The organism is Bradyrhizobium cytisi (assembly GCF_008123515.1).
Lineage (GTDB): Bacteria > Pseudomonadota > Alphaproteobacteria > Rhizobiales > Xanthobacteraceae > Bradyrhizobium > Bradyrhizobium cytisi.
Window position 1 is genome coordinate 1 of record NZ_VSSR01000043.1, and the last position, 24,945, is coordinate 24,945.

Here is a 24,945-nt window from a genome sequence, read left to right on the forward strand (position 1 = left end):
TGCCGGTCGTAGGCATATTCGCGGGCCGCGTCGGTGTGATGGACGATCCCGAGGAAGCGCGCGCCGGGGCCGGCCGCCACCCACTGCAGCATCTGGTGGTCGCCGTCCGAATTGCCGAAGGCGAGGATCGGGCGGCGGCCGATGAAGCGGTTGATGCCGGACGGCTTGCCGGGGCCATCGTCGATGAACTCGACCTTCGGCAAGTTCATCAGGACGGGTTTGCCGTCGGCGCCAATCCTGAACTGCGTGACGCCGGAGGAGCCGACCACCTGTTCCGGCGGGATGCCGTAGGCTTTGTCCGCCCACACCCGCATGAATTCAACGCCGCCGCCGGAGACGATGAAGGTCTTGAATCCATTCGCGCGCAGATAGGCGAGCAGCTCCACCATCGGCTGGTAGACGAGCTCGTTGTAGGGACGGTTGAATCTGGGGTGCCGGGCGCGGGCGAGCCAATCGGCGACCGACTGCGCGTAGACGTCCGTCGTCATGCCGCTATGGGCGGCGGCGGCCAGCAACAGCATTCCTTTCTCGCCTTGCGCCGCCAGCGTCTCCTTGTCGTGCGACAGGAACGCCTTGAACGGCTGCTGCTCCTTCCATTCGGGATGTTGCGGCGCCATCGCCTTGACCTGGTCGAGGGCAAAGGCGAGCTGGAAATAGACCGGCTGCTCGCACCACAATGTGCCGTCATTGTCGAACACGGCGATGCGCTCGGCGGACGGCACGAAGTCCGCGCCGCCCTGCGATGTGACGCGTGCGACGAAATCGGCGATCGCCGTCTTCGTCGCACCGCCGTTCCAGGACGGCAAGGGGTCGGCCGGCTGCGCCACCGCAATCGAGATGGTGGCGAGACATGCAAGCAGCACGGCGTAGAACCGGACCATCACGGGCACTTGTCCTCCTGTTCCGTAGCTATTGCGGTTTGAGCGACTCAAGCTCGTTGAGCCGCTTCAGCGCCGCCTGCTGCCGGAGCAGTCCGTAGTTGATGCCGCCCGCGTTCAGCGAACTGCCTTCCTGATAGGGGAACTTGTTGAAATCGGAGAAGAACTCCTTGATCTTGCCTTGCACGGGCACGATCAGCCACATGTTCTGGGCGAGGAATTTCATCGCCTCGCCACCTTCCTCCAGGCCGCGCTCATAAGGATCCATGCGCAGATTGGTGATCAGCGACCAGGCGGTGACCTCGCGTGTGCCGGTTGCGATGTTTCCCTTCGACGATGCGAAGCTCAGCTTCCAGTCGTTCCACCTGATGGCATTGAGGTTGCCGCCCTGATCGAAGTAGTAGATCGCGTCGCGGGGCGGCTCCCTGGCGTCACCTTTGAAGAACGGCATGAAGTTGTAGCCGTCGAGATGAACCTTGAAATTCTTCCCGCCGGCACCGGCAAAGCCGGTCTTCATCTTCTCCTTGACGTCGGGTATTCCAGCTGCTGCGCATAGCGTCGGGAACCAGTCGATCAGCGAGATGATCTCGTTGTACTCGGTGCCCGGCTTCACCACGCCCGGCCAGCGCACCATCATCGGAATGCGCATGCCGCCTTCCCAGGTGGTGCCCTTCTCGCCGTGGAAGGGTGTCATGGCTCCGTCGGGCCACAGCGCGATCTCGGCGCCATTGTCCGTGGTGTAGAGGACGATGGTGTTGTCGGCGATGCCGAGATCGTCGAGCTGCTTGAGGAGCTCGCCGACCATGCCGTCGTGCTCGACCATGCCGTCGGCGTGGATGCCCTTGCCGGTCTTGCCGAGCGATGACTGCTTCAGATGCGTGAACACGTGCATGCGGGTGGAATTGAACCAGACGAAAAATGGCTTGTCCGCTCTGGCTTGTCGCCCAATGAAGTCCTTGGCGGCTCCCAGAAATTCCTCGTCGACCGTGGGCATCCGCGCCGTGTTCAGCGGACCGGTGTCCTCGATCTTCCCGTCCGCGGATGCCTTGATGACGCCGCGCGGACCGTACTGCTTCCGGAAGTTCGGATCCTTCGGATAGAAGTAGCCTTCCGGCTCCTCCTCGGCATTGAGATGGTAGAGATTGCCGAAGAACTCATCGAAGCCGTGCTTGGTCGGCAGATGCTCGTCGCGGTCGCCGAGATGGTTCTTGCCAAATTGTCCGGTGGCATAGCCCTGGGTCTTCATGGCGTCGGCGATCGTCGGCATCCAGTCCTGGATGCCGTGGGGATCGCCGGGCATGCCGATGGTGAGAAGGCCGGTCCGGAACGGCTCCTGACCGAGAATGAAGGAGGCACGGCCGGCGGTGCAGCTTTGCTGGCCGTAGGCGTCGGTGAAGATGGCGCCTTCACGTGCGATGCGGTCGATGTTGGGTGTGCGATATCCCATCATGCCCATCGTGTAGGCGCTGATCTGGGGGATGCCGATGTCGTCGCCGAAGATGACGAGAATATTCGGTTTGCGGCCCGGGGCAGGCGACGCGGCCGGAGCCGCAGAGGGAGCGGCCTTCTGAGCTTGCGCGAATGCCTGCGAGGTCAATGTCGCCGCCGCGACAATTGATGACGAGCCGAGCAGTATGGCCCGACGGTTCATGGCTGAGTTATCGCTGCAAGGGGATCCGGCGACGCCGTCTTTATTTGTCTCGTTGCGCATTCGACGCTCCTTTGGTCTGCAAGTGTTGTTCGCTCTGGCTTCCGAGTCTTGCGTTCTGCTTGATCAGTCTCCGTAGGCTTCAGTCATCTGGCAGGCCTTCTGCCGCCATGGGCCGGAGCCTTCGAGGCCCCGACTGGATTGAGGGTTTGCGGTAGACGCGCGCTTTTGCGGCGGTGGGTTCGCAGTCGCAGCCTGCGGCGGGCGACGGTGACGTGGCGCAGCAGCTGGCGTGGCGACCAGCGGTGCGAATCGTGCTGTCTTGCGAACAGTTCGTGCTCGATGGCGCCGATCTGACCGTCCAGGGCAGGATCGCATGCGACTGACTTGAAGGCGCTGATCGTAGTCCGGGAGGAGGTGGCCTTAAGACGTGGCAGCCAGTCAAGCAATGCGAAGTACGCGGTGCTTGCGTCTCGATGACGAACGGCGCGGCGAAGCCGGTCGAACGCAAACGCTTCGGATTGCCGATAGGCCTCCCGCCGGCGACGATGATAATCCGCAGCTCGCCGCGCCATGCCGGGTGCGAACCAGCCAAGTGCGACAGCAATGAGGGTCGCGACCAGCACAGATGGCCAGTGATCCGCAATGAGGTCGACAAGGCCGCTCCACGTCCGGCTCACGTCGGACCCGTCGATGGGCACCGTACCTCCTGCCGGATCGGCAATGACCTTCAGCGGCACGGCATCGAGATGAACCTGCTGGACCTTGCCGTCGCCGGTGTTCCACCAGCCGATATCGATCGCGGGCAGGGAATAGTCGCCGGGGCGTTCCAGCATGTAGGTCGCGGAATCAACGCGGGTCGAGCTCATGACGTCGGTGCGACCCTCCGTCTTGTCCGCGAGGGCGGGTTGCGCGGGATAGAGCTTGAGACCGTCGACGTCGGCGAACGGCTGCGGGGGCAGCAGCATCGCGGGCGTCCCTTCGGCCGCGATCGTCACAGTCCGCGTGACGGCATCGCCTGGCTTGAGCTGATCCGACGAGCGCTTGATCGTTTGCTCGGCGTTCAGCCGGGTCGCCGATAGAAATGGCCGAAGCTCGGCCGCAGCATCCGGAATAAAGGCTTCAAACGAAACGCGCGGCAGCACAATGTCGACTTCGCGCGTCGCCGGAGGCTCGGCAGCATACTTGACGTGGACCTTCTGGTCCGAAACAGCATAGGAGCCCGGCTCCTGCGGGTAGATGGCATATTCAAAGCGCACGCCGGCATAGAACGCACCGTCGCGCTGCTCGTTGGTGTTGACGCTCTGCAGCTGCCGGGTCACGGCGTTACGCAGCTGGAAGCCGGGCAATTCGGGCGGCGACGTCATGTAGTTCGGCGCCAGCACAATGACGTGAAGCGTCGCTTGCTGCCCAACCACCACGCGCGGCGGATCGATGGTCACCTGCACCCTCGGCGCGGGCGTGACGGGCTGTTGCGCCCGCCCAGATTGCGACGGCAGCGCGACCGCGGGCAGCAACGCAATGGCAGCGAGCCAATGTCTCATCGCGACGCTCCCCCTTGGGCCGGCGCGACCGCCTGGATCGCGAATTTCAGCTTGAGGAAGTCTGCGGGCGAGGTCTGGACCTGGCGCATCCAGGCTTCGGCCGCGCCTGCGGTGGTGACGTCTTGCGGCGTGACCTTGATCGTCTTGCCGCCTTTCTGCTTGGGGTCGACGCGCATCTCGTCGGCTTTTTGGTCGGGCGCTGCGCTATCGTCCTGCTCCTGCTTGCGACGCTTCGCTTCCTGGGCGTCCAGCGCGGCCTGCACGATTGCGCGATTGGTCTTGGCGGCGAGATGGCCCGGCTGGACCTTCAGCACATCGTCATAGGCCTTGATCGCCTTCTCGAAGGCATGGTTCTGGGCCTGCGCGTTGCCGAGCGCGAAGGTGCCCTCCAGCGTCTCGACCCGCGTAAATTCCTGCGCGGCCACGATGAAGTCGTAGGCGCGGTATGCGGAGATGCCCCGCCACATCGGGTCGGCAAACAGATTTGCCGCGGCACGATAGTCGCCCCGGTCGAACGCGAGCCGGCCCTGCTGATCCGGAGTCAGCCAGAGATTAGCAAGGCGCGACGTCTCGCCGGCCCGTGACGGGCTCACTTGGGTCAGGAGGACGAAGGCAACAACCCACGCGACCGTCGTGCCGCGCCGAAACCAGAGCAGGCTCAGCAGCGCGAGCGGCAGCAGCAGCCAGAAGCCCTCGTCCTGCCATCGCGTACCGAACGCATCGCCCTCGGCAGCCTGGAAACGCGTCTCGATCCGGCGCTCAAGCCGCAGAATGTCCTCACCGTCGACACTGACCCGAACGACGTCGCTTCCCAATGGCTCGGACGTTGCGCTCGCGGTCACGGCGAGCATCACCAGATTGTTTCGCCCGGCCGCCTGCCGGATCGGCGCGGCGTCGGCAGCGCCGAGGTCGTCGGCGACCACCAGGATCGTGCCGGCGACTGGCTCCGTCGCGAGGGATTGTGCAGCCAGGGCAACCGCACTCGTCACGTTCTTGCCGTCCGACGGCATCAATCCCGGCGTCAGCGCGGCGAGAAACGGCGCGATCACGGAGCGGTCGTCGGTCAGCGGCATGACCAGATGCGCGGTTCCGGCATAGGCGACGAGCCCGGTCCTGGCGCCAGCGCGTGCCGCAAGGAGATCGCCGATCTTCTGCTTGGCGCGTTCGAGGCGCGAAGGCGCGACGTCGCTCTCGGTCATCGACGACCCGGCCGCGAGCGCGATCATCAGCGGCGCCTTGTCTTCGACAAAGGGCGGCAATTCGCGCCGCCAGGTGGGGCCGGACAGCGCGATGGTGCCGAGCACCATTGCGGCGGCCACGAGATAAAGCGCGTTGACGCTGCGTCCCCGGCCGGGCTGCACGATCAGATGGTCAAGCAGGTGCGGCGCAATGACGCCGCACCATTGCGCCCGCGCGTTCTGCCGCCACAGCAACAGCGCGAACACGGCCGCAACCGGGATCAGCGCGACAAGCCACAGCGGGCGCAGCAGATGGAAGGATATGGTGGCGGCATCATGCATGGCTGACGATCTTCATGCGATGCCATTCGCTTCCGAGCAGAAGCGTAAGCCACAGCAACAGGCCGAGGACGACGGCGGCGCCGAGCGGCCATTGAAACAGCGGCAATTTCGGGCGCCATGACAGCGTATCGAGCTTTGCCGGGGCGAGCTGGTCGATGTCGGCATAGATTGCCTGCAACTGCGCACCGTCCTCGGCGCGGAAGAAGTGACCGCCGGTCGTGCTTGCAACGGATTGCAGGACGCCGAGATCGACGCGATTTTCGCCCGAAGCTGCGGGATCGCCGACGCCGATCGTGTAGACGGCGACATCGTTCTGATGCGCGATATCGGCAGCGTGTTCGGGCGGCACCCGGCTCGCCGTATCGTTGCCGTCGGTCAGCAGGATCAGGAGCTTCTGTTTCGCCGTGCTGGTCGCAAAGGTCTTGATGGCAAGCCCGATGGTGTCGCCGATCGCGGTCTGCTGGCCGGCCATTCCGACTGCGGTCTGGTCGAGCAATTGCTGCGCGGTCTGCAGGTCCTGGGTGAACGGCACCTGCACGTAGGCCCTGGTGCCGAACAGGATCAGCGCAACGCGGTCGCCCTTGCGGCGGGCGATGAAATCCTTGATGACGCGCTTGACGCCATCGAGCCGCGTCAGCGTCGTACCGTCCGGCGTCTTGAAGTCGCGCTGGTCCATCGATCCCGATATGTCGATCGCCAGGATCAGATCGCGCGCGGACACCTCTCGCGTCACGGGATCACCGACCCATTGCGGCCTTGCGAGCGCTATGACCAGCAGGATCCAGATCGCCACCGCCACGATCATCTGCAACGCGCGGCGCTCCAGCACCACGGCGCCCCGCTGCGGGGTCTGTCCGGTCGCGGCCGCCAGCCGTTCGAAGAACGGCACCTGGACCGAAGCCTGCCGCGCCCGAAATGGCGGCAACAGCCACCATACGAGGATCGGCAGCGGCAGCAGCAGGAACAGCCAGGGCCAGGCGAATTCAAGCATGGTGCCTCCTGATCCAGCTGCGGACGAGACCGACGAGCGATTTCAGTTCGGCATCATCCGGCGAGATTTGGCGATAGGGGCCGCTGACAAGCAAACGACCGATTCCTTGCGAGAACTCGTCTCCGCCATAGCTCCGGTCGAGGAAAGAAAGCCAGGCCGGGCCGATCAGTGGCGCGACCTGCTCCCGAGGAAAGGCCGCGAGCGCCGTGCGCCGGACCAGCAGGGCCAGCCGTGTCAGCAGTTCTCCTCGTGCCGAGGGGCTCGCGCGCCTGATCGCGGTCAATTCGGCGATCGCCTCGCGCCGATAACGATTGCCGCGCCGATGGTGCACGAGGCGCCACGCCGCAGCGGTCACGACCGCCAGGACCAGGATGATTGCGATCCGCGCTTCCCAGGTCTGCGGCCACAGGCTCACCTCGCGCGGCAACGGGATGTCGATGAGGCCGGCGACCGGATCGGGCATGGCGGGTTGAACTTTTGCCAAGGATTCAGCCAGGTGTTCAGCCAAGGGTCGCCTCCGTCCTGTGGCTACCGCCGCGACCGTGCCTGGCCGGCATCGCGCCAAGGAGGCGACGGAGCTGCATGGCGGTATCCTCCGCGGCGCTCAGCGGCAGCACGGGAATGCCGAGCTCGTGCGTCCAGGCGAAGACGCCCTTCAGGCGCTCCTCGGTCGCCTGCGAGATGTACTTGCGCACGCTGTCGCGTCCGACATCGAGCCTGATCTGCAACTCGCCGTCAGTCACCGTCATGCTGGCCGAGGGCGGAAGGTCGCTTTGCAGGGGATCGTGAACCAGCAGGGCGACGACGTCGTTGTGAAGGGCCATCGCGCCGATCTTCTTGCGCGTCGCATCGTCGGCGCCGTCGAAATCGCTGATGATGACCACGACCGTATCGTGCAGCGCGCGGCGCAGAGCGTGCTCCAGCGCCGTGTTGAGCATGGCCGGCGCGGAGACGAGACCGCGACCGACGCCCAACGCCTGGTTTTGCGCAACGATGGCTGAGAAGATCTGGAGCACGTTGGCCCGGCTGCGCCGTGGGTTCACCTCGACGAGATCGCGGTCACCGAAGATGATTGCTCCGATCCGGTCGCCGACACCAAGCACCCGCCACGCGCCGATCGCCGCAGCCTGTGCCGCGGTCACCGATTTCATCGCGAGCCGGCTGCCGAAGAACATCGACAGGCGCTGGTCGACCACGAGGATCGTCTGCCGATCGCGCTCCTCGTTGAAAACCCTGATGTGTGGCTTCTGGAGCCGTGCCGTCACTTTCCAGTCGATCGAACGGACGTCGTCGCCGGCGCGGTAGTCCCGGATCTCCTCAAAATTGAGCCCGCGTCCGCGCATGCGCGACGCGAAGCGACCGGACAACAGGCTGTGCACCGGTTGGCGCGGCAGGAACGACACCTTGCGTCCGCGATATTCGAGCGCGATCAGGTCGTCGAGACTGACATAGACACCGGGCGAGTTGGCTGATGTCATGACGGCCTCACGCTGCAGCAACAAGTTCGGTGATTTTGTCGATCACCTGGTCGGGCGTCACGCCCTGCGACACCGCCTCGTAGCTGAGGATCAAGCGATGCCGCAGGCAGTCATGGACCACCGCGCGTACGTGGTCGGGTGTCACGAACTCGTATTCATCGAGCCAGGCCCGTGCACGGGCACAGCGATCGAGCGCGAGGCTGCCACGCGGACTGGCGCCGACCTGGATCCATTTGGCGAGCGGATCGCCGTAGCGGTCCGGAAACCGCGTCGCGTAGATCACATCCACCACATACTTCTGGGCAAGATCGGAGACGAATATCCCATCGATTTCGCCGCGCGCGTCCAGGATTGCTTGTTGCGGGATCGGCGGCAGCTCCGCGGCGCGGTCCTTCGGCTTCTGCGCGTTCTCCGCGCGATTGAGCTTGATGATCTCGCCTTCGACGGCCTCGTCCGGATACGTGATGACGACATGCATCAGGAAGCGGTCGAGCTGGGCCTCCGGCAGCGAATACGTGCCCTCCTGTTCGATCGGGTTCTCGGTCGCAAGCACCATGAACAGGTCGGGCATCTTGTAGGTCTTGCCGGCGACGGTAACCTGACGCTCTTCCATCGCTTCGAGCAGCGCGGATTGCACCTTTGCCGGCGCGCGGTTGATTTCGTCGGCGAGCAAGAGGTTGGCGAAGATCGGTCCCTTCTGAAACTCGAATTGCCCGCCCTTGTCGGTCTGGACATAGATCTCCGCGCCGGTCACGTCCGACGGCAGCAGGTCGGGCGTGAATTGCACGCGCGACAGATCCGCCGCGAGATGCTTCGCGAGCGTCTTGACCGCGCGGGTCTTGGCAAGGCCCGGCAGGCTCTCGATCAGAAGATTGCCGTTGGCGAGCAGCCCGATCAGCATGCTCTCCACCAGATGATCCTGACCGAGCACCGACTTTCCGATCCGTGTCCTGAGATCCAGCAGGCCTTCGCGCGCCGACGACGTCCCGGCACCTTGAGACACTGGAGCCGCCATGCGTTTGCTTGGGCTTCCGTCCGGCATGGAAATCTCACTCACCTTGCGAGACGTTCGCATCCCGCGAACGTCGACTTGTTCACGACCACGCATGATGGCGCGGCATTCATCTCGGATCTCGGTGCCTCACTTGTTGGGGTTGGCCGCGTAGATTTTGTCCATGGCGTCGCCGATGGTGAAGCTCGCCGCCTTGGCACGTGGCGGTAAGTCCCTGAAGCTTTCCGGTACTCCTATCTTGCGGACGGTGATCTCGCTGAATCAGGATCGGCCACTCGCACCACGCATCGGAATCCGACGTGACTGGTCGATGTATCGACCGGCTCCGCATGGCGTGCGGCGGGGCGGTAGCGGCGGCAGTAATTCGGCGCACAAAGATGTGATCCGCCCTTCAACACCTTGCGGGGAATCCTGATGTCGGGGAGGCCAGGGTCGTAACTTGCGTCCTCACCGCCGCCGCGGGGATTTTTGGGGATGCAGCAGGGTTTTGCGGCGTCGGCGGCGTGCTTTGCCGTCCACCAGTCGGAGGTCCATTCCCAGACATTCCCGATCATGTCGTAGAGGCCGTAGCCGTTCGGCGGGAAGGCCATGACCGGGGAGGTACGCTCGTAACCATCCTCGCCGAGATTCTGGGCGGGGAAGCTTCCCTGCCAGATGTTGGCCATGTGCTTGCCGCCCGGCATCAGCGCATCGCCCCATGCAAACTCTTCGCCGTCGAGGCCGCCGCGCGCGGCGAACTCCCATTCGGCTTCGGTCGGCAGATCCTTGCCGGCCCAGCGCGCATAGGCCGCTGCATCGCTGTAGGAGATGTGCACGACCGGATGGTCGTCGAGACCCCTGATGTTGCTGCCGGGGCCGTAGGGATGGCGCCAGTTGGCGCCCCGCAGGAAAGACCACCATTGGCTCCAGTCGGTGAGATCGGTGATGCGGGGCAGGGGCGAGAACACCAGCGATCCCGCATAGAGCATCTCTTTCAGCGCGCCGGGATAGTTCTTGGGATCAGGAACGATCTGCGCCTCAGTGACATGGCCGGTCGCGTTGACGAATTGCTTGAACTGCCGGTTGGTGACCGGCGTACGGTCGATCCAGAAGCTGTCGACGGAGACGCGATGGCTTGGCGCCTCCTCGGGATAATGATGGTCGGACCCCATGCGAAAGGTTCCGCCGGGAATAAAGACCATCTCGCCGGTCTTCACATCATCCGGCAACCACTCGCAGTGATCGAGATCCGCGCGCAACATGGTGGAACTCCGATACGCGTATTCCACCCTATGCTACGGCGAAGACCTTGGCAGAGGTCGTCGACGGCCCATTGCCCGGTACGCTGGACGCATTGTCCGGTCCCTCTTTCTTGGCGCTTGGAGGAGAGGACGACGCTTCATTGCGTCGACATCTTTTTCCCGTCGCGCGCACGCTTTCGAGCAGGCGGCAAACCCCTGCCGCGTGCGCTCTGCCATCCGCAGAGCGCTTTGGGTCGATACCGCTGAGGTTGCAAACGCTATCCGAAGATTGGACGGCTGTGATGTGCAGTTTGTGCCAGTACGCAGGAGCACTGGGTGAGACCAAACGACCCACGTCGCAAACCACTGAAATTAAGCCGAAATGCAGTCAAATTTGCCTGCAGGATTTCGATGGCGTTTGTCTCAAAACGCGAAGGCAGATTGTCGCACCCGCTTCGCGTTGTGGTGGCATCTTGCTGCGACCTGCCGCAGAATTGTCGCGCTTCAGCAACAGGGTACAACCATGGGGCAATTCCTTCTGGTTGATTCGAGAAAGCTGGACGGTTTCGAAGGACTTCGTCAGGCCGTTCACGGCTCGCATGTCGATGTGATGCAGCTCGGCCGCGGGCGGCTGCGCGGAACGTTGTCGCATATCGGCATCGACGATTTTTCGCTGAGCATCGGCACCTTCAATGTCGGCATGCGCACGCAGCGCGTTTCCAGCGATGACAAGCTGATCATCGGGATGCTTCTCGCAGCCGAAGATCGTGTCGCGCACTGGTCGTTCGACATGCAGCTCAACGACGTGCTCGTGATTCCACCGCTGCTGGAGCATGACGGGGTTTTTCACGGCGCGTCCGCTTACGCAGCGATGCGCTTCGACATCAACGAGGTCGCTTCGCTATTTGGCGGCGAGCCGCGGTTGAGCGACCCCGATACCTGGCGCAGCCGCGGCCATTTCCGCGCCGACCTCGAGACCGGCGCAATAGCGTCACGCAGCCTTGTTCGGATCATGTCGCATCTGCGGACCCAGAAGTCCGGCCTGACGCGATCGACCGCCGATTTCTGGAAACGATCGATCGTCGAATGCATCGCCGCCAACGTCATGTCCTCGCTGCCGACCGACGACAATGGCTCGCTGCCTTCGACAAGACGGCTGATCCGCAGGGCCGAGGAATATCTCGACGAGGCTGGCACTCGCCCGGTGCACGTGTCGGAAGTCTGCGCTGCGCTGGGCGTCGCGCGGCGTACTCTGCATCGCGCTTTTCATGAAGTATTTGGCCTCGGCCCGGTCAGCTTCCTCAGGCACAAGCGGCTCTGCGCCGTTCATTCCATCCTGCAGCAGAGCGCACCTGGCTCGACCACCGTGGCGGCCGTCGCGATGGAGCAGGGGTTTTACGAGCTCGGCCGGTTCTCGCGATATTATCTTGCGATGTTCGGCGAACGTCCGTCGCAGACGCTCGGAGTTGCAACGTTGCACACGGCCGGGAACGATACCGCTAGCGCCTAGCGCTGCGCGGATGACGATGGCGCGCGTGTCCCTAAGCGTTCGACGAGGCGGATCAAATAGCCATCGGGATCCTGGACCAGGAATTCACGCTGCCCGACGTCCCGGTCACCGACCCGATACCAGACCTCGTTCGGCGGCTCGTAGAGGTGCCATTTCGCTCCATCGAGCGCGCTCAGGATCGTATCGATGCCGTCGACAACCATCTGAAAATTGATGCCGCGTCCAAGTGGCCGCTGCATCTCGGCCGTCTCCCAGCGTCCGTTCCGCTCGCACAGCATCACCTGCAAGCGGCCCCTGACGAGATAGGCAAACCGGGCGTCAGGACGGTCATAGGCGATCTCGAACCCGAGCAGGTCTCGCCAGAACGACAGGCTGGCCTGAATGTCCGAGACGCTGAGCTCAGGCACGAGATCGGCAAAGCCGTCGCGTGGTGCGCTTCCCGTGCTGTCGGAGGCGGCGCGAGCGTGAGGATCTGAAAGCGGTGGCTTTGACATGGTCGCTTCCCGGAGAAGAGCAGAAGGGCTAGGAATAGAATTGGCGTTTGCCGGGTCCGCTTCGCCATTCGTCACTTGGCGTTGGTCGCGTGCGCTCGGCTCTTAGATGTGTCGCTAGATGTCGTCCGGGCGGGCGTACGGCCATTGCTCGGAGACAGCAGCGCCGTCCTCCCAAAACTTGTAGAGGACGCCCTCCCACATCGCGAACACAACGCTGAATCTATCTTTGGCGGCTGCGGTGCCGGTTTGGAGAATTGGAATTCCTATTCCTTCCTTTAGTATGCACCGTAGCATCCCAGATTGACGTACACGACCAGAGCTGTGCCCGGCGGATAATCTTTGCAGAGCTTCTTACTTACGACACGGTCGAGGGCCGCTGGGATCGCGTCAAATCTCTTCCGCCACTCCTCGACGGGATCAGGCTGCCAGCCTTCGTCGTCAGGCTCGTCGCCACGCCGGCGGCCCTCCATATCCGCTTCAGTGGCTTCGAATTGGAGGACTCGTTCGGCGCTTCGAATCTCGAAGTCAGGTCGTTCGTCCGGTACTAATCGAACTTGTTTTGACGAGAGCGCCGATGACACTCTGGAGGCGATCCAGGCATCGCAGGAGCGCCAGATCAGCTGCCTTGCCGCGGAAGCGGCTCCGAGCCTCGCAGGCTTTGCCATCATCGCAGAATGCCGGTGTTTTGCCCGACGTGTCAAACGGCATCACGAGAAAATTCAAGTCGTGCGACGGCGAAGCGGATAGCCTTGAGCGAGCCTTCACAGGACTCTCCCGGCGAGATCAAAACTGAATCCAGGGCTTGGTTTCGACCCGCCAGATCGAAAGAGAAAACGTCATGAAAACAACCCCGCGGCTACTGTGCATGGGGTTGTTTTCAAGGTTTGGGATTGGGCGGCTCCGGCCTCACGCTCCGCAGACGATCACGCCGTACCAGCCGAGCCCGCGATAGGTCTCGTAGCCCGGCGTCGCATGGAAGGCGATCATCGTGCCGGTGCGGTCCTGGTAGAAGCCGGAGCGCTGGCCGTTGAGCGACAGCGAGATGCGCTCGCTCAAAATGCCCTGGCCATCGGAGGCGGCGATGACGCGAAAATGCGAGTCGACCAGCAGCACGCGGGCCTTGTCGTTGTCGCCGACGCGCACGCCTTGCACGATGGCGCGCGCCTGCGGCTCCCAGTCGAAATGGATCGCGAGCACGCCGACCGGCGCGCCGTTGGCCTGGCCGCCGGCGCGGACGCTGGCGCAGTAGGTCGCGACCTGGGCATTGCCGAGCAGCGGTTGGCTCTCGATGTCGCCGGCGACATAGTCGTCGCCGGAGCGCAAGGTTTTCGCCTCGCGAAACCATTTGGTGTGGGCGACGTTCTGGCCGACGACGCGAAAGCGGTCGGCGCGACCGTTGGCGATGACGTTGCCGTCGAGGTCGCAGAGCCAGAGGTCGAGATAGACGGTATAGGCGCCGAGGATGACGCTGAGGCGCTGCGAGGCGTAGGTGACCGCGGCAGGCGCAGGCGAGGCCGCGCAATCGACCATGGCGGAATCGGTCGCCCACCAGCGCACGTCGCAGGTGCGCTCATAGAGGTTGCGGTCGATCAGCTCGACCGCGTTGAGCGACAGATCCATCATGCGCTCGCCGCGCGAGCGCTGGCTCATGCGGTCGATCGAGGCGACGAGATCGCCGGTGCGCTTCGTCAGCTGCGTCTCGAGCTCGCGCGCGATGGTCTCGACCTGCTGGCCGACGCCGCGCACCTCCTGCGCCACCACCGCGAAGCCCGCGCCTTGCGCGCCGGCCCGCGAACTCTCGATCAGCGCGTTCAGCGCCAGCATCTTCATCTGGTTGGTGATCTGCTGGATCGACTTGGTCTTGTCGACCGCGATCTGGTTGACCTCCGCGGTCAGGCGATTGATCAGCGCGGAGATGTCGGAATCATCGTCGTCGTCCGGTTCGGTGGTGGTCGGCTTGGTTTTCAGACCCAGCGCAGCGGACATCGGGGAACTTCCCTTGGCAATGAGGCCTGATCTGCAACGAACCCAGGACAACAAATTACAGATCGAATACGAGTCTTTTTCTAGGATTCAACCTAACGCCTGCTTAATTTGCTGTTCGGCGGAGTGCCTAAATGGTAGTCACGCCGGCCGGGCCATCCACCGCTTTGTGCGCCGCTGCCGTTGCAATTCCCGGGGGATTGCCGGCCAATCCCTTCGCCAGCTGGACGCCGCGCAATCGCGTGGGGCCAGAGTCCCGAGACCCTCTCAATCATGACGCCGCCCGCCACCGCCTTGCCCGTCGAGATGCCCCAGGCCTTCCTGGGCGTGACACGCTCGCTCACCGACAAGCTCTGGCGCAACCGGCTGGATGCGCGGGGCGCGGCCACGGCGCTTGCCATCGTGCAGCGTCACCAGCTGCCGGAACTGCTGGCGCGGGTGCTGGCCGGCCGCGGTATCGACATCGACGCGGTGCCCGACTTCCTCGATCCGACCATCCGAAAATTGTTGCCCGATCCGTTCACCGTGACGGAGATGGAGGCCGCGTCGAGGCGGATCGCCGATGCGGCCGCGAAGGGCGAGACGGTCGCGATCTTCGGCGACTACGACGTCGACGGCGCGACCTCGGCGGCGCTGCTCGCCTGGCATCTGCGCCATTGCGGGCTCGATCCGCTGATCCACATTCCCGACCGCATCTTTGAAGGCTACGGTCCCAATGTCGAAGCCGTTCGCGGGCTGGCGGCCAAGGGCGCCACGCTGCTCGTCACCGTCGATTGCGGCACCACCAGCATCGAGCCGCTGGCCGAAGCCAGGCGCCTCGGCATGTCCGTCGTCGTGATCGACCATCACCAGGCCGGCACGGAGCTGCCGGAGGTCGATGCACTGGTCAATCCGAACCGGCTCGACGATCTCTCCGGGCTCGGCCATCTCGCCGCCGTCGGCCTCGTGCTGGTCACGCTCGTCGCCGTCAATCGCGAGCTGCGCCAGCGCGGCTTCTGGAACGCGGAGATGCCCGAGCCCGATCTGCTCGGCATGCTCCATCACGTCGCGCTTGGGACCGTCGCCGACGTCGCCCCATTGATCGGCCTCAACAGGGCCTTCGTCGCCAAAGGGCTGATCGCGATGCGGCGGCGCGACCATGTCGGCCACACCGCGCTGATGGACGTGGCGCGGCTCAATGGCCCGCCCGAGGCCTGGCATCTCGGCTTCATGCTGGGACCGCGCGTCAATGCCGGCGGCCGTATCGGCCGCGCCGATCTCGGCGTTCGGCTTCTGCTCGAGAGCGACGGCGTCGAGGCCGCGCGGATCGCCGCCGAGCTCGACCGTCTCAACAGCGAGCGCCGGGTCATCGAGCAGGCGGCAGAAGCGCAGGCCGAAGCCGAGGCGCTTGCTTCGATCGGGCTGGAAGACAAGCTCGGCGTCATCGTTACCGCGTCCGAAGGCTGGCATCCCGGCGTGGTCGGCCTCGTCGCCTCCCGGTTGAAGGAGAAGTTCTCGCGGCCCGCGTTTGCCATTGCGCTCGAGCCCGGCGGTATCGGCACCGGCTCAGGCCGTTCGATCGCCGGCGTCGATCTCGGCAAGGCCGTGCGGCAGGCGGTCACTGATGGCATTCTGCTCAAGGGCGGCGGCCACGCGATGGCCGCGGGCGTCACGCTGCGGAAAGAGAAGCTTGCCGAATTCCGCGCCTATCTGGAGAACGCGCTGGCGCAGGACGTCGCCGAGGCGCGGCATGTCAACGAGCTCTACATCGACGGCGCGATCTCGGCGCGCGCGGTGACGACGGAGCTTGCGACCACGCTCAATCGGGCAGGTCCCTTCGGCAGCGGCAATCCGGAAGCCGTGCTGGCGCTGCCGGCGCATCAGCTCGTCTTTGCCGACGAGGTGGGACAGGCGCATCTGCGTTTGCGATTCAAGTCGGGGGACGGCGCCATCGTCAACGGCATCGCGTTCCGCTCGGTCGGGCAAAAGCTCGGCAACGCGCTGCTCGCCAATCGTGGCCAGCAGCTGCATGTCGCGGGCTCCTTGTCGGTCGACCGCTATCAGGGCGCCGAGCGCGTGCAGTTTCGCGTCATCGACGTCGCGCTACCGGACCAGGGACCATCCGTGATTAGATAACGGCCTCAAACAACAAAAAGGGAGTGAACATGGCGGGGCAGGTTGAGGGCAAGGTCGCATTGGTGACGGGCGGCGCGTCCGGTATTGGCGAGGCCATTGTCGACCTGTTCGCGCGCGAGGGCGCCACCGTGATCGCCACCGACATCGACGAGCTGCGCGGCCCCGAGCTCGCCAGGCGCATCACCCAGGCAGGCGGCAAGGCGATCTTTCTGGAGCAGGACGTCACCAGCGAGGAACGATGGATCGAGATCGTCGACGAGATCGCGAAGCGCTACGGGCGGCTCGACATCCTGGTCTCCAATGCCGGTATCGGCATTGCCGTGCCCTCGATCGTCGACATGACGCTCGCTGACTGGCGCAAGCAGAATGCGATCAATCTCGATGGCGTGTTTCTCTCGGTGAAACATTGCCTGCCCTTGATGCGCAAGACCGGCGGCGGCTCGATCGTCATGATGTCCTCGCTTGCGGGCCTGCGCGGCGCACCGGGCCTCGCAGCCTATTCGTTGACCAAAGGCGGCGTGCGGCTGTTCGCCAAGTCGATCGCGATGGAGTGCGCGGCGGCCGGCGACGGCATCCGTGTCAACTCCGTGCATCCAGGCATCATCGACACGCCGATCTGGGGCAAGATCCCGACCGGCGCGACTGGCGCAGGTCAGAACGCGCCGATCGATCCGGAGGAGCGCGCCAAGGTCGCAACCCCGCTCGGCCGCGCCGGCCAGGCTGGCGAGATTGCTTCCGGCGTGCTGTATCTGGCGTCAGATGCCTCGCGTTACGTCACCGGCAGCGAGCTCGTGATCGACGGCGGCATGAATGCCGGCGGCGTCCCGCGGCGGGCGTGAGACGCGCAGGGCAGGGTGGCGGCCAGCGGGGCTGACGCGCAGGCGTGGGCCCTGTAAAACGCTGCCGTCTCCTGCCTGAAAGAGGTTTCCTTCGCCATGGCACACAGCCTTCATGCCTCCGCACCCGCAGCCGTTCGCTCGAACCGACCGGACCTCGCGACAGATGCAATCCGCACCGCGCGCGAGGATCTCGCCGCCTGCTTCCGGATGGCCGCACGGAATGGCTTTGAGGAGGGCATCTGCAACCATTTTTCGGCCGTCGTGCCGGGCCATGACGATCTGTTCCTCGTCAATCCCTATGGCTACGCCTTCCGCGAGATCACCGCGTCAAAGTTGCTGATCTGCGACTTCCACGGCCACGTGCTCGATGGCGAAGGCGAGCCCGAGGCGACCGCGTTCTACATCCACGCCGAGATGCACAAGCGCCTGCCGCGCGCGAAAGTCGCCTTCCACACCCACATGCCCTACGCCACGGCGTTGTCGATGACCGAGGGCGATCCGCTGATCTGGGCCGGGCAAACCGCGCTGAAATTCTACGGCCGCACCGCGGTCGACCGCGATTATAACGGCCTCGCGCTTGACAACCGCGAAGGCGCGCGCATTGCGTCAGCCGTGGGTAATGCTGACATCGTCTTCATGAAGCATCACGGTGTGATGGTTCTGGCGCCGACGATTGCGGAAGCCTGGGACGATCTCTACTACCTGGAACGCGCCGCCGAGGTGCAGGTGCTGGCGATGTCCACGGGGCGAAAGGTGCAACCGGTCGATCCCGCGATTGCGGCTGCAACCTACAAGCAGATGCGTGAAGGCGATTCAGAATCCGCGCGACTGCATCTCGCCGCGATCCGGCGCCAGCTCGACGCCGAGGAGCCCCAGTACCGGCACTGAGGCCGTCTACGATCCCTGCCGCAGCTTCGCCAGCACCTTAAGCCCGCCATAACCATCGGCGGGCGTGATCCCGGCGCGCTGCTGAAAATCCTTGATCGCCTTCATGGTGTCATTGCCGACGCGGCCGTCGGTGCCGCCGGTATCAAAGCCGGCCTTGGTCAGCCGCGTCTGCATCTCCTGCACCTCGGCGAGCGTGAGCACGCGCTCGGAGCCGGGGAAGGGCTGAATGAATGGCGGCGCGCCCAGGCAGCGGTCGCCGAGATGGCAGATCGCGAGCGCATAATTCATCGAGGGATTGTAGCTCTTCACCGAATAGAAATTCGGGCCCAGCAGGAACGTCGGCCCGCCCGCAACCGGCGTCCACATCTGTGCGGATGCGTTCGGCTGCGGAAATGCCTGGCCGTCGGCGCGAGTGACACCGGCTGCCTGCCACGCCGAATAAGTGCGGCTGCCGCTCATCTCGCTGGACGCGCGGACCTCGTAACCCCAATGCTCGCCGCGATGCCACTTGCCGCGATTGACGAGATACTTTGCCGTCGAGCCCAGCGCGTCATCGGGCTTGCCGAACGGCGAAACCTTGCCGTCGCCGTCGTAGTCGATGCCGACATTGAGCCAGACCTCCGGCATCCATTGCGAATGGCCCATGGCGCCGGCCCAGGATCCCTGCATCTCCTCCGGAGTGCTCCAACCCTTGTCGACGATGCGCAGCGCATTGATCAGCTCGGCCTCCCAATAGGCCTTGCGGCGCGGCTCGTTCCAGGCGAGCGCGGCGAGCGAGGGAAAAACGGGCGTCATGTGGTTCTGCTGCACCAGCGGATCGCCGTAGGCGGACTCCACGCCCCACAGCGCCAGCAGCGTGCCGCGCTCGACACCGAAATCGCGTTCGATGCGCGCAAGCAGCGCCTCGTTGTTCTTCAGCGCGATCTTGCCGTTGATGATGCGCCAGTCGGAGACGCGACGGTTGATGTATTGCCAGACCTGCTCGTGGAATTCCGGCTGGTTGCGCATCTGCTTGAACACGCTCATGTCCGGCTCGATCCGCGCCATCGCGCGCTGCCAGGTCGTCGCCGAAATGCCCTTGGCCATTGCGCGTGCGCGAAAACCCTCGCGCCATTCGTCGAAGCCAGGAGGCGACGCGAAGACGTTCGTCGGGACTGCGAGCAGAGCGGCTGCGCCCAGCGTGGATTGGAGCACGGCGCGGCGGGTGATGCGATTGGCCGAGGAATCAGCGTGTTTCATGCGGCTATCGTAGCTGGAAACGCGGCGCCTGTGAGCCGGTTCCTGGAACAGGAGGAACAGGCTTTCGACGCTATGTTCCCCGGAACAAAGTGTCGCAGCCCCGCATTCCTTCCGCTCACATTGGAAGAGGATGAGATGAGGCAGGGCCCCGGCCGGTCGCCGGGGCTCGCCTTCTTCAACGAGACTTCGGGGTGGGATGAAGATACGCGCGCATGCGGAAAGCCATGTCGTCGAGCTCGACGACGGATCGTGCTGGCAGATTTTTCCCGGCGATCTCGCGGCGACGCTGAGCTGGAAGCCTGAAACGGATTTGGATCTGGAGCCGAGCGGCGACCGGATGAGTTCGCATGTGTTGGTCAACGCTGCGGACCGAAGCCGGGTGCGGGTCATTGCGGCGGGCGAGGTGTGGCCGGATGGCGAGGTTAAGAATGCATTGAAGCGCGGATAGGGCAGCCTCTCAAATCCCAAACTTTAAGCCTGTCCGTTTACGGTCGGTTCGCTTCCAGGGCGACTTCGGCTTCGGCGATATTGGAGATGGTGACGGCGGCGACGGAGGAGGCGACTAGGCCTCCTCCTGCAGATCGGCTGCGACTCCCGCAAGCCAGCGGCGGATAGTGACTTCAGCCTTGCCGTCGAGCCCTGTCACCAGGCGCTTCTCCAATTCGAGCACGCGGTCCCGGCACGCCTTGAGCAGCGTCGCGCCGCGCGGCGTCAGCGTCCATTGCTGGATGCGGCCGTGGACTGGATGCGGCGTCATCAGGATCGCGCCGTCGCGCTCGAGGTTGCGGATGATCACCCCGACGGTCTGCGGCGTCAGGAAGGTGAGGCGGGCGACATCGGCGCCTGATAGTCCCGGATAGGCGTTCAGCATGGTCAGCACGGCGAATTGCGGCGAGGTCACCCCGAGATCAGCCAGCGTGCGTTCCATCTTCAGCCGCACCGCGGCGTGGGCCTGACGCAAGAGATAGCCGAGATAACCTTGCTCGCCGCGCTTGCCTTCGCCGGGGGCGGGCACGTGCGCCCGGCTATGCTTGGCCGGCTCGGGCGTCGTCCGCCCCGGTTGCGACCTTGTGACGTTGACAGTCTTGCGCGACATGTAATGGCTCTTATAATATATCAGCATTCTTACAATAGCACGAGGTGAACGGCAATGTCACACGCCCGCAGCGAGTACGAGGATTTCAAGAAGATTGCGCCGGACGCTTATGATCTGGTGCTTGCGCTGGGCCAGGTTGCGGCCAAGGCCGGCCTCGACAAGCAGCTTCTCGAGCTGGTCAAGCTGCGTGCCTCGCAGATCAACGGCTGCGCCTTCTGTGTGCAGCATCATATCCTTCTCTCGGAGCGGCTCGGTGTGCCCGCGGACAAGCTCCATCTGGTCGCGGTCTGGCGCGAGGCACCGATCTACTCGGCGCGCGAGCGCGCCGCGCTGGCCTGGGCCGAGGCATTGACCCTGCTTGCCGACGGCTTCGGCGACGAGGTCTACGCCGAGGTGCAGCGTGAATTCTCGGAGACCGAGCTGATGTACCTGACCTCGGCAATCGCCTCGATCAACGTCTGGAATCGGTTTGGTGCGGCCTATCGCTGGACGCCGGCGAAGCGGCCGGTCGCGGCGAATGCCGCGGCGTCCTGATTGCAACGAGGGGAGGTTGTCATGACTGCAATGAATTTGGTCGCCATGCCGTGCCCTGTGCCGTCGCGCTCCATGGCGCTGGCCGCCGTCGGCGGGCTCGTCTGCGCGGTTGCGATCGGCAAGGTGCTGCCGGTGACGATGGACACCGTATCAGGCGCACTCGCGCCGCTCTGCGCCTCGGCCGCGGAAAGCTCGCCGCTCGACAAGGTCGAGCCGATCGGCTCCTACGCATTGCCCAACGTACCGGGCAAGCGCGTCACCATCGTGCGCGTGTTCTACGGTCCAGGCGGGTTTTCACGACCGCACCGGCACGCCGGCTCGGTGACCGCTTACATCACCAAGGGCGAGATCCGCTCCCAGCTCGGCGGCGGCCCGGTCGAGACGTTCGGTGTCGGCCAGTCCTTCTTCGAGCCGCCGGGCGCGACGCATCTGGTCTCTGCCAACGCCAGCACCACAGAGCCGGCCGAACTGATCGCCGTGTTCGTGGCGGATGAGGGCGCGCAACTGACGACGTATCTGGAGTGACTTGTAGCCCGGATTGACCAAAGCCCAATCCGGGCTACGCCTCAAGCTGTCCTCATCCTCCGTAGGATGCAGGATCGGGATTGTCTGACGGGTTCTCGAACGATTTTTTCAGCGAGGCCGGCAGCGGGACATGGAAGTTGAGGCCGCGCGGCGGTACCGGCTCCATGAACCATCGGTTGTAGATCGTCTCGATTTCGGGGCTCTTGTAGAGCTTGGCGGTTGCCCGATCGACGACAGTCTTGAACGGCACATCGTCCTTGCGCAGCATGATGCCGTAGGGCTCCGGATCGGAAAATGCGCCGGTGCTGATGGCGTAGAGCGACGGATCCTTTGACGAGGCGATCATCGCCGCAAGCTGGATGTCGTCCATGACGAAGGCCACGGCGCGGTCGGTCTCGACCATCAGGAATGCTTCGGGGACGTCCTTTGCGTTCATCACGGTGATGCCGAGCGAGCGTGCAGCGTTGGCCTTGTTGAGCTGGGTGATATTGGTCGTGCCGGAGACCGAGACGACGGCCTTGCCCTTGAGGTCATCGACCTGATCGAGCTTCAGCGCTTTCTTCGAGACGAAGCGGCTCGCCGTAAGGAAATGCGTGTTGGTGAACCACACCTGCTTCTGGCGATCGGCATTGTTGGTGGTCGAGCCGCATTCGAGATCGACAGTGCCGTTCGCCATCAGCGGAATGCGGGTGGACGAGGTAACGATATTCTCATTGACCTCGAGCTTATCGAGCTTGAGCTCACCCTTGATTTCGTCGATGATCTTCATGCAGATGTCGACCGCGTAGCCGACGATCTTTTGCTTGTCGTCGATGTAGCTGAATGGCACGGCGCTGTCTCGTATCCCGAGGGTGATCGCGCCGGTGTCCTTGATCTTCTTCAGCGTGCCGCTCAATTCCTCCGCATGAACCGGTACGGCGAAGGCGACTGCGAGAATGGCCGCCGTGGTGAGACAACGCATGAACTTCCCCTTCATCCTGTTTGGCTGCGGGGAGCCAAGCAATTCTGGGGCCAGAGAATGTCGGGTCAGGCGGAGCGGGCCCGAAATCGGGTCTGGCCGAGCCTGGCGCGCTGTCATTGATGGGTCATCGAAATGCGGTCGGCTGCGCGAGCCGCGCGTCAGTTCTCTTCGCCGCTCGATCCCTCGCGCTGATCGGGCTTGATCGCATCCTCGGGCTGCGCGTGTGCGACGGGCTGCGGGGTGCTTGCGATCTCCGGGCCGACCTCGCGGCCTCGGGCGCGGATCATGCGCTCATAAGCCGAGACCAGCGTGACGTAGGGGCTGACCCAGATCCAGCCGTCGCGCGTGAATACCTGGACGTCGAAATGCAGGTGCATCGACGTACCCGCGGGGTGGTCAAGGTAGTTGGAGATCACGCCGATCTTCTCGCCTTCGGTGACGATGCGGCCATTGAGAACTCCGTCGGCGTTCAACGCCTGCGGATTCATATGCATGTAGCGGAAGCGGATGTGCTCGGTGCGGCTGTTGACCTCGAGCGTCGCAGCCTGGTCCTTGGAGGCACGGATCACAATGGCGTCGCGCGCGGCGACGACGCTGCGCTGCCTGGGATCGCAGGGTTCGCGGCCGTCGCCCGGCGACGGGCATTCGGCGGCGCGGATGTCCTCGCCCTGGTGGCCATAGCCGCCGCCGCACTGCCAGACCTCGAAGCTGCGTGACTCGCAGAAATTGTCACGCCAGGGATAGGCGGTCGGGCCATCGTCCTTGTCGCGCTTGGCGTAGGATTGCGAATGCACGAAGGCCGGCGCCTTCTCGAGCGGAAAGCGGATCTGCGAATAGGCCATCGGATCGGGATGGCCGCCCTGCTTGCGATAGCCGGAGTTCGGGATGATGTCGCCGCTCGGCCGGTAGCTGAAATCCGTCGAACGTGCGGCCGGGCGATCGATCAGATCAGAGGCAATGTCCATCAGTGGCCGCGCGCGCTGGCCGCCGGCGATATGCAGCGCCTTCAGGAAGCGCTCGGCAACGGGGTAGGCCTCCTTGCAGGCGAGCCGCCGCGGCTTCGCGACGCTGTCCAGGCACTGGATCGACACCACATAGGCGGCACCGAAGCGCGTGAAGGCGTAGCGGACATAGCCTTCGCGGATGAATTTGCGCAGGTCCGGGTAGATTGTCGGCAGCGGCTTCACCGGCTCGCCCTTGCCGCCGGCGGGATCGGCGATGTCGTAGACAAGTGCCGAACCGGTGATCTGCACCTCGACCGGCTTTGCGAAGGTGCGCGAAGGCATGCCGTCGCCGGCGCCTGGCTCGAGCGAGAATGTCGCGCTGTAGCCGGCGGGACCGGCGTCGAACACGTCGACCGGATTGAAATCGGCCTGGTAGCGCGGCAGAGCCAGCGGGGATCGTGCGCCGCTGCGTTGCGCCTCGAGATAGGCAGCGGCATCGAACGGCAGCAGCACGGGAACGGGGCTGCGGCCAATGCCGGTGAAGAATTGCGAGGAGACCGCGTTGAGCTGCACCAGCGCCGGCATTGCGCGCGGATCGAAGCGCGGCACCGAACGGCGCGGCACGAAGATGAAATCGCCGGCGACCTGGGGGTGGCTATTGATCTCGGTACGGAGCTGGTCGAGCGCTGTGCGCCAATCGACGCGCAACGCTGTGAGTGAGGGGCTGCGGAATTCGTCCGCAGCGAGCGGCGTCGCAAAGGGGAGCGAAAGCGACGCCAGCAGAAGCGAGACGAAGCGGAAACCGTTCCTACCCACTGTCTCGCCCCCCGGCGGCACCTGTTCCGATCCTCGATCTCTTGCCTAGTCCTTGGCGCGCTCGGAGTAGGAGCCGTCTTCGGTCATCACCACGATACGGGTGCCGACGGCGATGTGCGGCGGCACAGTCGTACGCAGGCCGTTGGAGAGCACCGCCGGCTTGTAGGAGGATGAGGCGGTCTGGCCCTTGGTCACGGGCTCGGTCTCGACCACTTCCAGCGTCACGCGCTGCGGCAACGCGATCGACACCACGTTGACGTCGTGCGTCGATAGCTTGACCGTCATACTCTCCTGGAGATAGGCGGCCGCGTCGCCGATCACGTCCTTGGATACCTGCACCTGATCATAAGTTTCCGGGTTCATGAAGTGGTAGCCGTCACCATCTTCATAGAGGTAGGTGAAGTTGCGCTCTTCGATCGTGGCCTTTTCGACCTGATCGGTGGTCTTGTAGCGCTCGGAGATCTTTACCCCGTCCGAGATTCGGCGCATTTCGATCTGGCTGACCGGAGTGCCCTTGCCGGGATGGATGTTCTCGGCGGTCACGACGACATAGAGCTTGCCGTCTTGCTCGATCACGTTGCCCTTGCGAATAGAACTGGCGATGACTCTCAAAGCTATATTTCCTGCTTGCTTGGCCCGGCTCAGGCCAGGACGTGGTCAAATGGATGGGGAACTTGGGGCCTCAAATCAGACCTCGGCGCCCGTTTCGG

Annotated in this window: 23 protein-coding genes; 7 read left to right on the top strand and 16 right to left on the bottom strand. The window is 64.2% G+C overall.

The annotated features are described in order from the left end of the window. From FXB38_RS26360 to FXB38_RS26400, 9 genes are all read right to left on the bottom strand, one after another. Positions 1-881 (bottom strand): HAD family hydrolase (locus tag FXB38_RS26360; RefSeq protein WP_148753936.1); only part of this gene is annotated, 881 nt, incomplete at its 3' end. 28 nt (positions 882-909) lie between these two features. Beyond that, entirely contained in the window at positions 910-2,529 is a 1,620-nt protein-coding gene (locus tag FXB38_RS26365; protein ID WP_430640190.1) for an arylsulfatase, read from the bottom strand. Positions 2,530-2,672: 143 nt separating this feature from the next. Next, entirely contained in the window at positions 2,673-4,070 is a 1,398-nt protein-coding gene (locus tag FXB38_RS26370) for a BatD family protein (protein WP_148753862.1), read from the bottom strand. Further along, positions 4,067-5,590 (bottom strand): VWA domain-containing protein, encoded by a 1,524-nt coding sequence (locus FXB38_RS26375; protein WP_148753863.1) that lies wholly within the window; start codon positions 5,588-5,590, stop codon positions 4,067-4,069. The genes FXB38_RS26370 and FXB38_RS26375 overlap by 4 nt, the downstream gene beginning before the upstream one ends. Then, complete coding sequence (locus tag FXB38_RS26380) at positions 5,583-6,581, bottom strand: VWA domain-containing protein (RefSeq protein WP_148753864.1); 999 nt, start codon at positions 6,579-6,581, stop codon at positions 5,583-5,585. Before FXB38_RS26380 ends, FXB38_RS26375 begins: the two co-directional genes overlap by 8 nt. Continuing rightward, positions 6,574-7,044, bottom strand: a complete 471-nt coding sequence (locus FXB38_RS26385) for a DUF4381 domain-containing protein (RefSeq protein ID WP_148753865.1) — start codon at positions 7,042-7,044, stop codon at positions 6,574-6,576. Before FXB38_RS26385 ends, FXB38_RS26380 begins: the two co-directional genes overlap by 8 nt. A gap of 37 nt (positions 7,045-7,081) precedes the next feature. After that, on the bottom strand, positions 7,082-8,059 hold the full coding sequence (locus FXB38_RS26390) for a DUF58 domain-containing protein (RefSeq protein WP_148753866.1): 978 nt from the start codon (positions 8,057-8,059) through the stop codon (positions 7,082-7,084). A gap of 7 nt (positions 8,060-8,066) precedes the next feature. After that, on the bottom strand, positions 8,067-9,062 hold the full coding sequence (locus FXB38_RS26395) for an AAA family ATPase (RefSeq protein ID WP_246230153.1): 996 nt from the start codon (positions 9,060-9,062) through the stop codon (positions 8,067-8,069). A 242-nt stretch (positions 9,063-9,304) separates the two neighbouring features. Beyond that, positions 9,305-10,312: a formylglycine-generating enzyme family protein gene (locus FXB38_RS26400; RefSeq protein ID WP_148753867.1), complete on the bottom strand. Its 1,008-nt coding sequence runs from the start codon at positions 10,310-10,312 to the stop codon at positions 9,305-9,307. A gap of 502 nt (positions 10,313-10,814) precedes the next feature. Between FXB38_RS26400 and FXB38_RS26405 the strand changes: the two genes are divergently transcribed. Continuing rightward, positions 10,815-11,801, top strand: coding sequence for a helix-turn-helix domain-containing protein (locus FXB38_RS26405; protein ID WP_148753868.1), 987 nt, complete (start codon positions 10,815-10,817; stop codon positions 11,799-11,801). Here FXB38_RS26405 and FXB38_RS26410 read toward each other — a convergent pair. Together FXB38_RS26410 and FXB38_RS26415 are read right to left on the bottom strand one after the other, a co-directional pair. After that, on the bottom strand, positions 11,798-12,295 hold the full coding sequence (locus FXB38_RS26410; RefSeq protein WP_148753869.1) for a bleomycin resistance protein: 498 nt from the start codon (positions 12,293-12,295) through the stop codon (positions 11,798-11,800). The genes FXB38_RS26405 and FXB38_RS26410 overlap by 4 nt on opposite strands. Before the next feature lie 906 nt (positions 12,296-13,201). Beyond that, positions 13,202-14,281, bottom strand: a complete 1,080-nt coding sequence (locus tag FXB38_RS26415; RefSeq protein ID WP_148753870.1) for a methyl-accepting chemotaxis protein — start codon at positions 14,279-14,281, stop codon at positions 13,202-13,204. 270 nt (positions 14,282-14,551) lie between these two features. Here FXB38_RS26415 and recJ point away from each other — a divergent pair, with 270 nt between their 5' ends. The 3 genes from recJ (at position 14,552) to FXB38_RS26430 (ending at position 18,120) form a co-directional block, all read left to right on the top strand. Beyond that, positions 14,552-16,393 (top strand): single-stranded-DNA-specific exonuclease RecJ, encoded by a 1,842-nt coding sequence (recJ, locus tag FXB38_RS26420; RefSeq protein WP_148753871.1) that lies wholly within the window; start codon positions 14,552-14,554, stop codon positions 16,391-16,393. Positions 16,394-16,422: 29 nt separating this feature from the next. Beyond that, positions 16,423-17,232, top strand: a complete 810-nt coding sequence (locus FXB38_RS26425; protein WP_187435157.1) for an SDR family NAD(P)-dependent oxidoreductase — start codon at positions 16,423-16,425, stop codon at positions 17,230-17,232. Between the two features lie 96 nt (positions 17,233-17,328). Further along, the gene (locus FXB38_RS26430; protein ID WP_148753873.1) at positions 17,329-18,120 is read left to right on the top strand and encodes an aldolase; all 792 of its coding nucleotides are present in this window, start codon (positions 17,329-17,331) and stop codon (positions 18,118-18,120) included. A gap of 6 nt (positions 18,121-18,126) precedes the next feature. On the opposite strand, the gene FXB38_RS26435 is transcribed toward FXB38_RS26430, so the two are convergent. Beyond that, entirely contained in the window at positions 18,127-19,359 is a 1,233-nt protein-coding gene (locus FXB38_RS26435; protein ID WP_148753874.1) for a lytic murein transglycosylase, read from the bottom strand. Positions 19,360-19,555: 196 nt separating this feature from the next. Here FXB38_RS26435 and FXB38_RS26440 point away from each other — a divergent pair, with 196 nt between their 5' ends. Next, complete coding sequence (locus FXB38_RS26440) at positions 19,556-19,807, top strand: hypothetical protein (RefSeq protein WP_148753875.1); 252 nt, start codon at positions 19,556-19,558, stop codon at positions 19,805-19,807. A gap of 114 nt (positions 19,808-19,921) precedes the next feature. Here FXB38_RS26440 and FXB38_RS26445 read toward each other — a convergent pair whose 3' ends face one another. Continuing rightward, positions 19,922-20,455 (bottom strand): MarR family winged helix-turn-helix transcriptional regulator, encoded by a 534-nt coding sequence (locus FXB38_RS26445; RefSeq protein ID WP_148753876.1) that lies wholly within the window; start codon positions 20,453-20,455, stop codon positions 19,922-19,924. Between the two features lie 54 nt (positions 20,456-20,509). Between FXB38_RS26445 and FXB38_RS26450 the strand changes: the two genes are divergently transcribed. Next, complete coding sequence (locus tag FXB38_RS26450; protein ID WP_148753877.1) at positions 20,510-20,989, top strand: carboxymuconolactone decarboxylase family protein; 480 nt, start codon at positions 20,510-20,512, stop codon at positions 20,987-20,989. A 21-nt stretch (positions 20,990-21,010) separates the two neighbouring features. Beyond that, positions 21,011-21,514 (top strand): cupin domain-containing protein, encoded by a 504-nt coding sequence (locus tag FXB38_RS26455; protein WP_148753878.1) that lies wholly within the window; start codon positions 21,011-21,013, stop codon positions 21,512-21,514. 52 nt (positions 21,515-21,566) lie between these two features. Here FXB38_RS26455 and FXB38_RS26460 read toward each other — a convergent pair whose 3' ends face one another. The 3 genes from FXB38_RS26460 to efp all read right to left on the bottom strand — a co-directional run bounded on the left by FXB38_RS26460 (position 21,567) and on the right by efp (position 24,847). Then, positions 21,567-22,475: an amino acid ABC transporter substrate-binding protein gene (locus FXB38_RS26460; protein WP_148753879.1), complete on the bottom strand. Its 909-nt coding sequence runs from the start codon at positions 22,473-22,475 to the stop codon at positions 21,567-21,569. A gap of 158 nt (positions 22,476-22,633) precedes the next feature. Beyond that, positions 22,634-24,256 carry a M23 family metallopeptidase gene (locus tag FXB38_RS26465; RefSeq protein ID WP_148753880.1) on the bottom strand — a complete coding sequence of 541 codons (1,623 nt, stop codon included), beginning with the start codon at positions 24,254-24,256 and terminating at the stop codon, positions 22,634-22,636. A gap of 24 nt (positions 24,257-24,280) precedes the next feature. Beyond that, the gene (gene efp, locus FXB38_RS26470; RefSeq protein ID WP_148753881.1) at positions 24,281-24,847 is read right to left on the bottom strand and encodes an elongation factor P; all 567 of its coding nucleotides are present in this window, start codon (positions 24,845-24,847) and stop codon (positions 24,281-24,283) included. Positions 24,848-24,945: the final 98 nt, after the last annotated feature.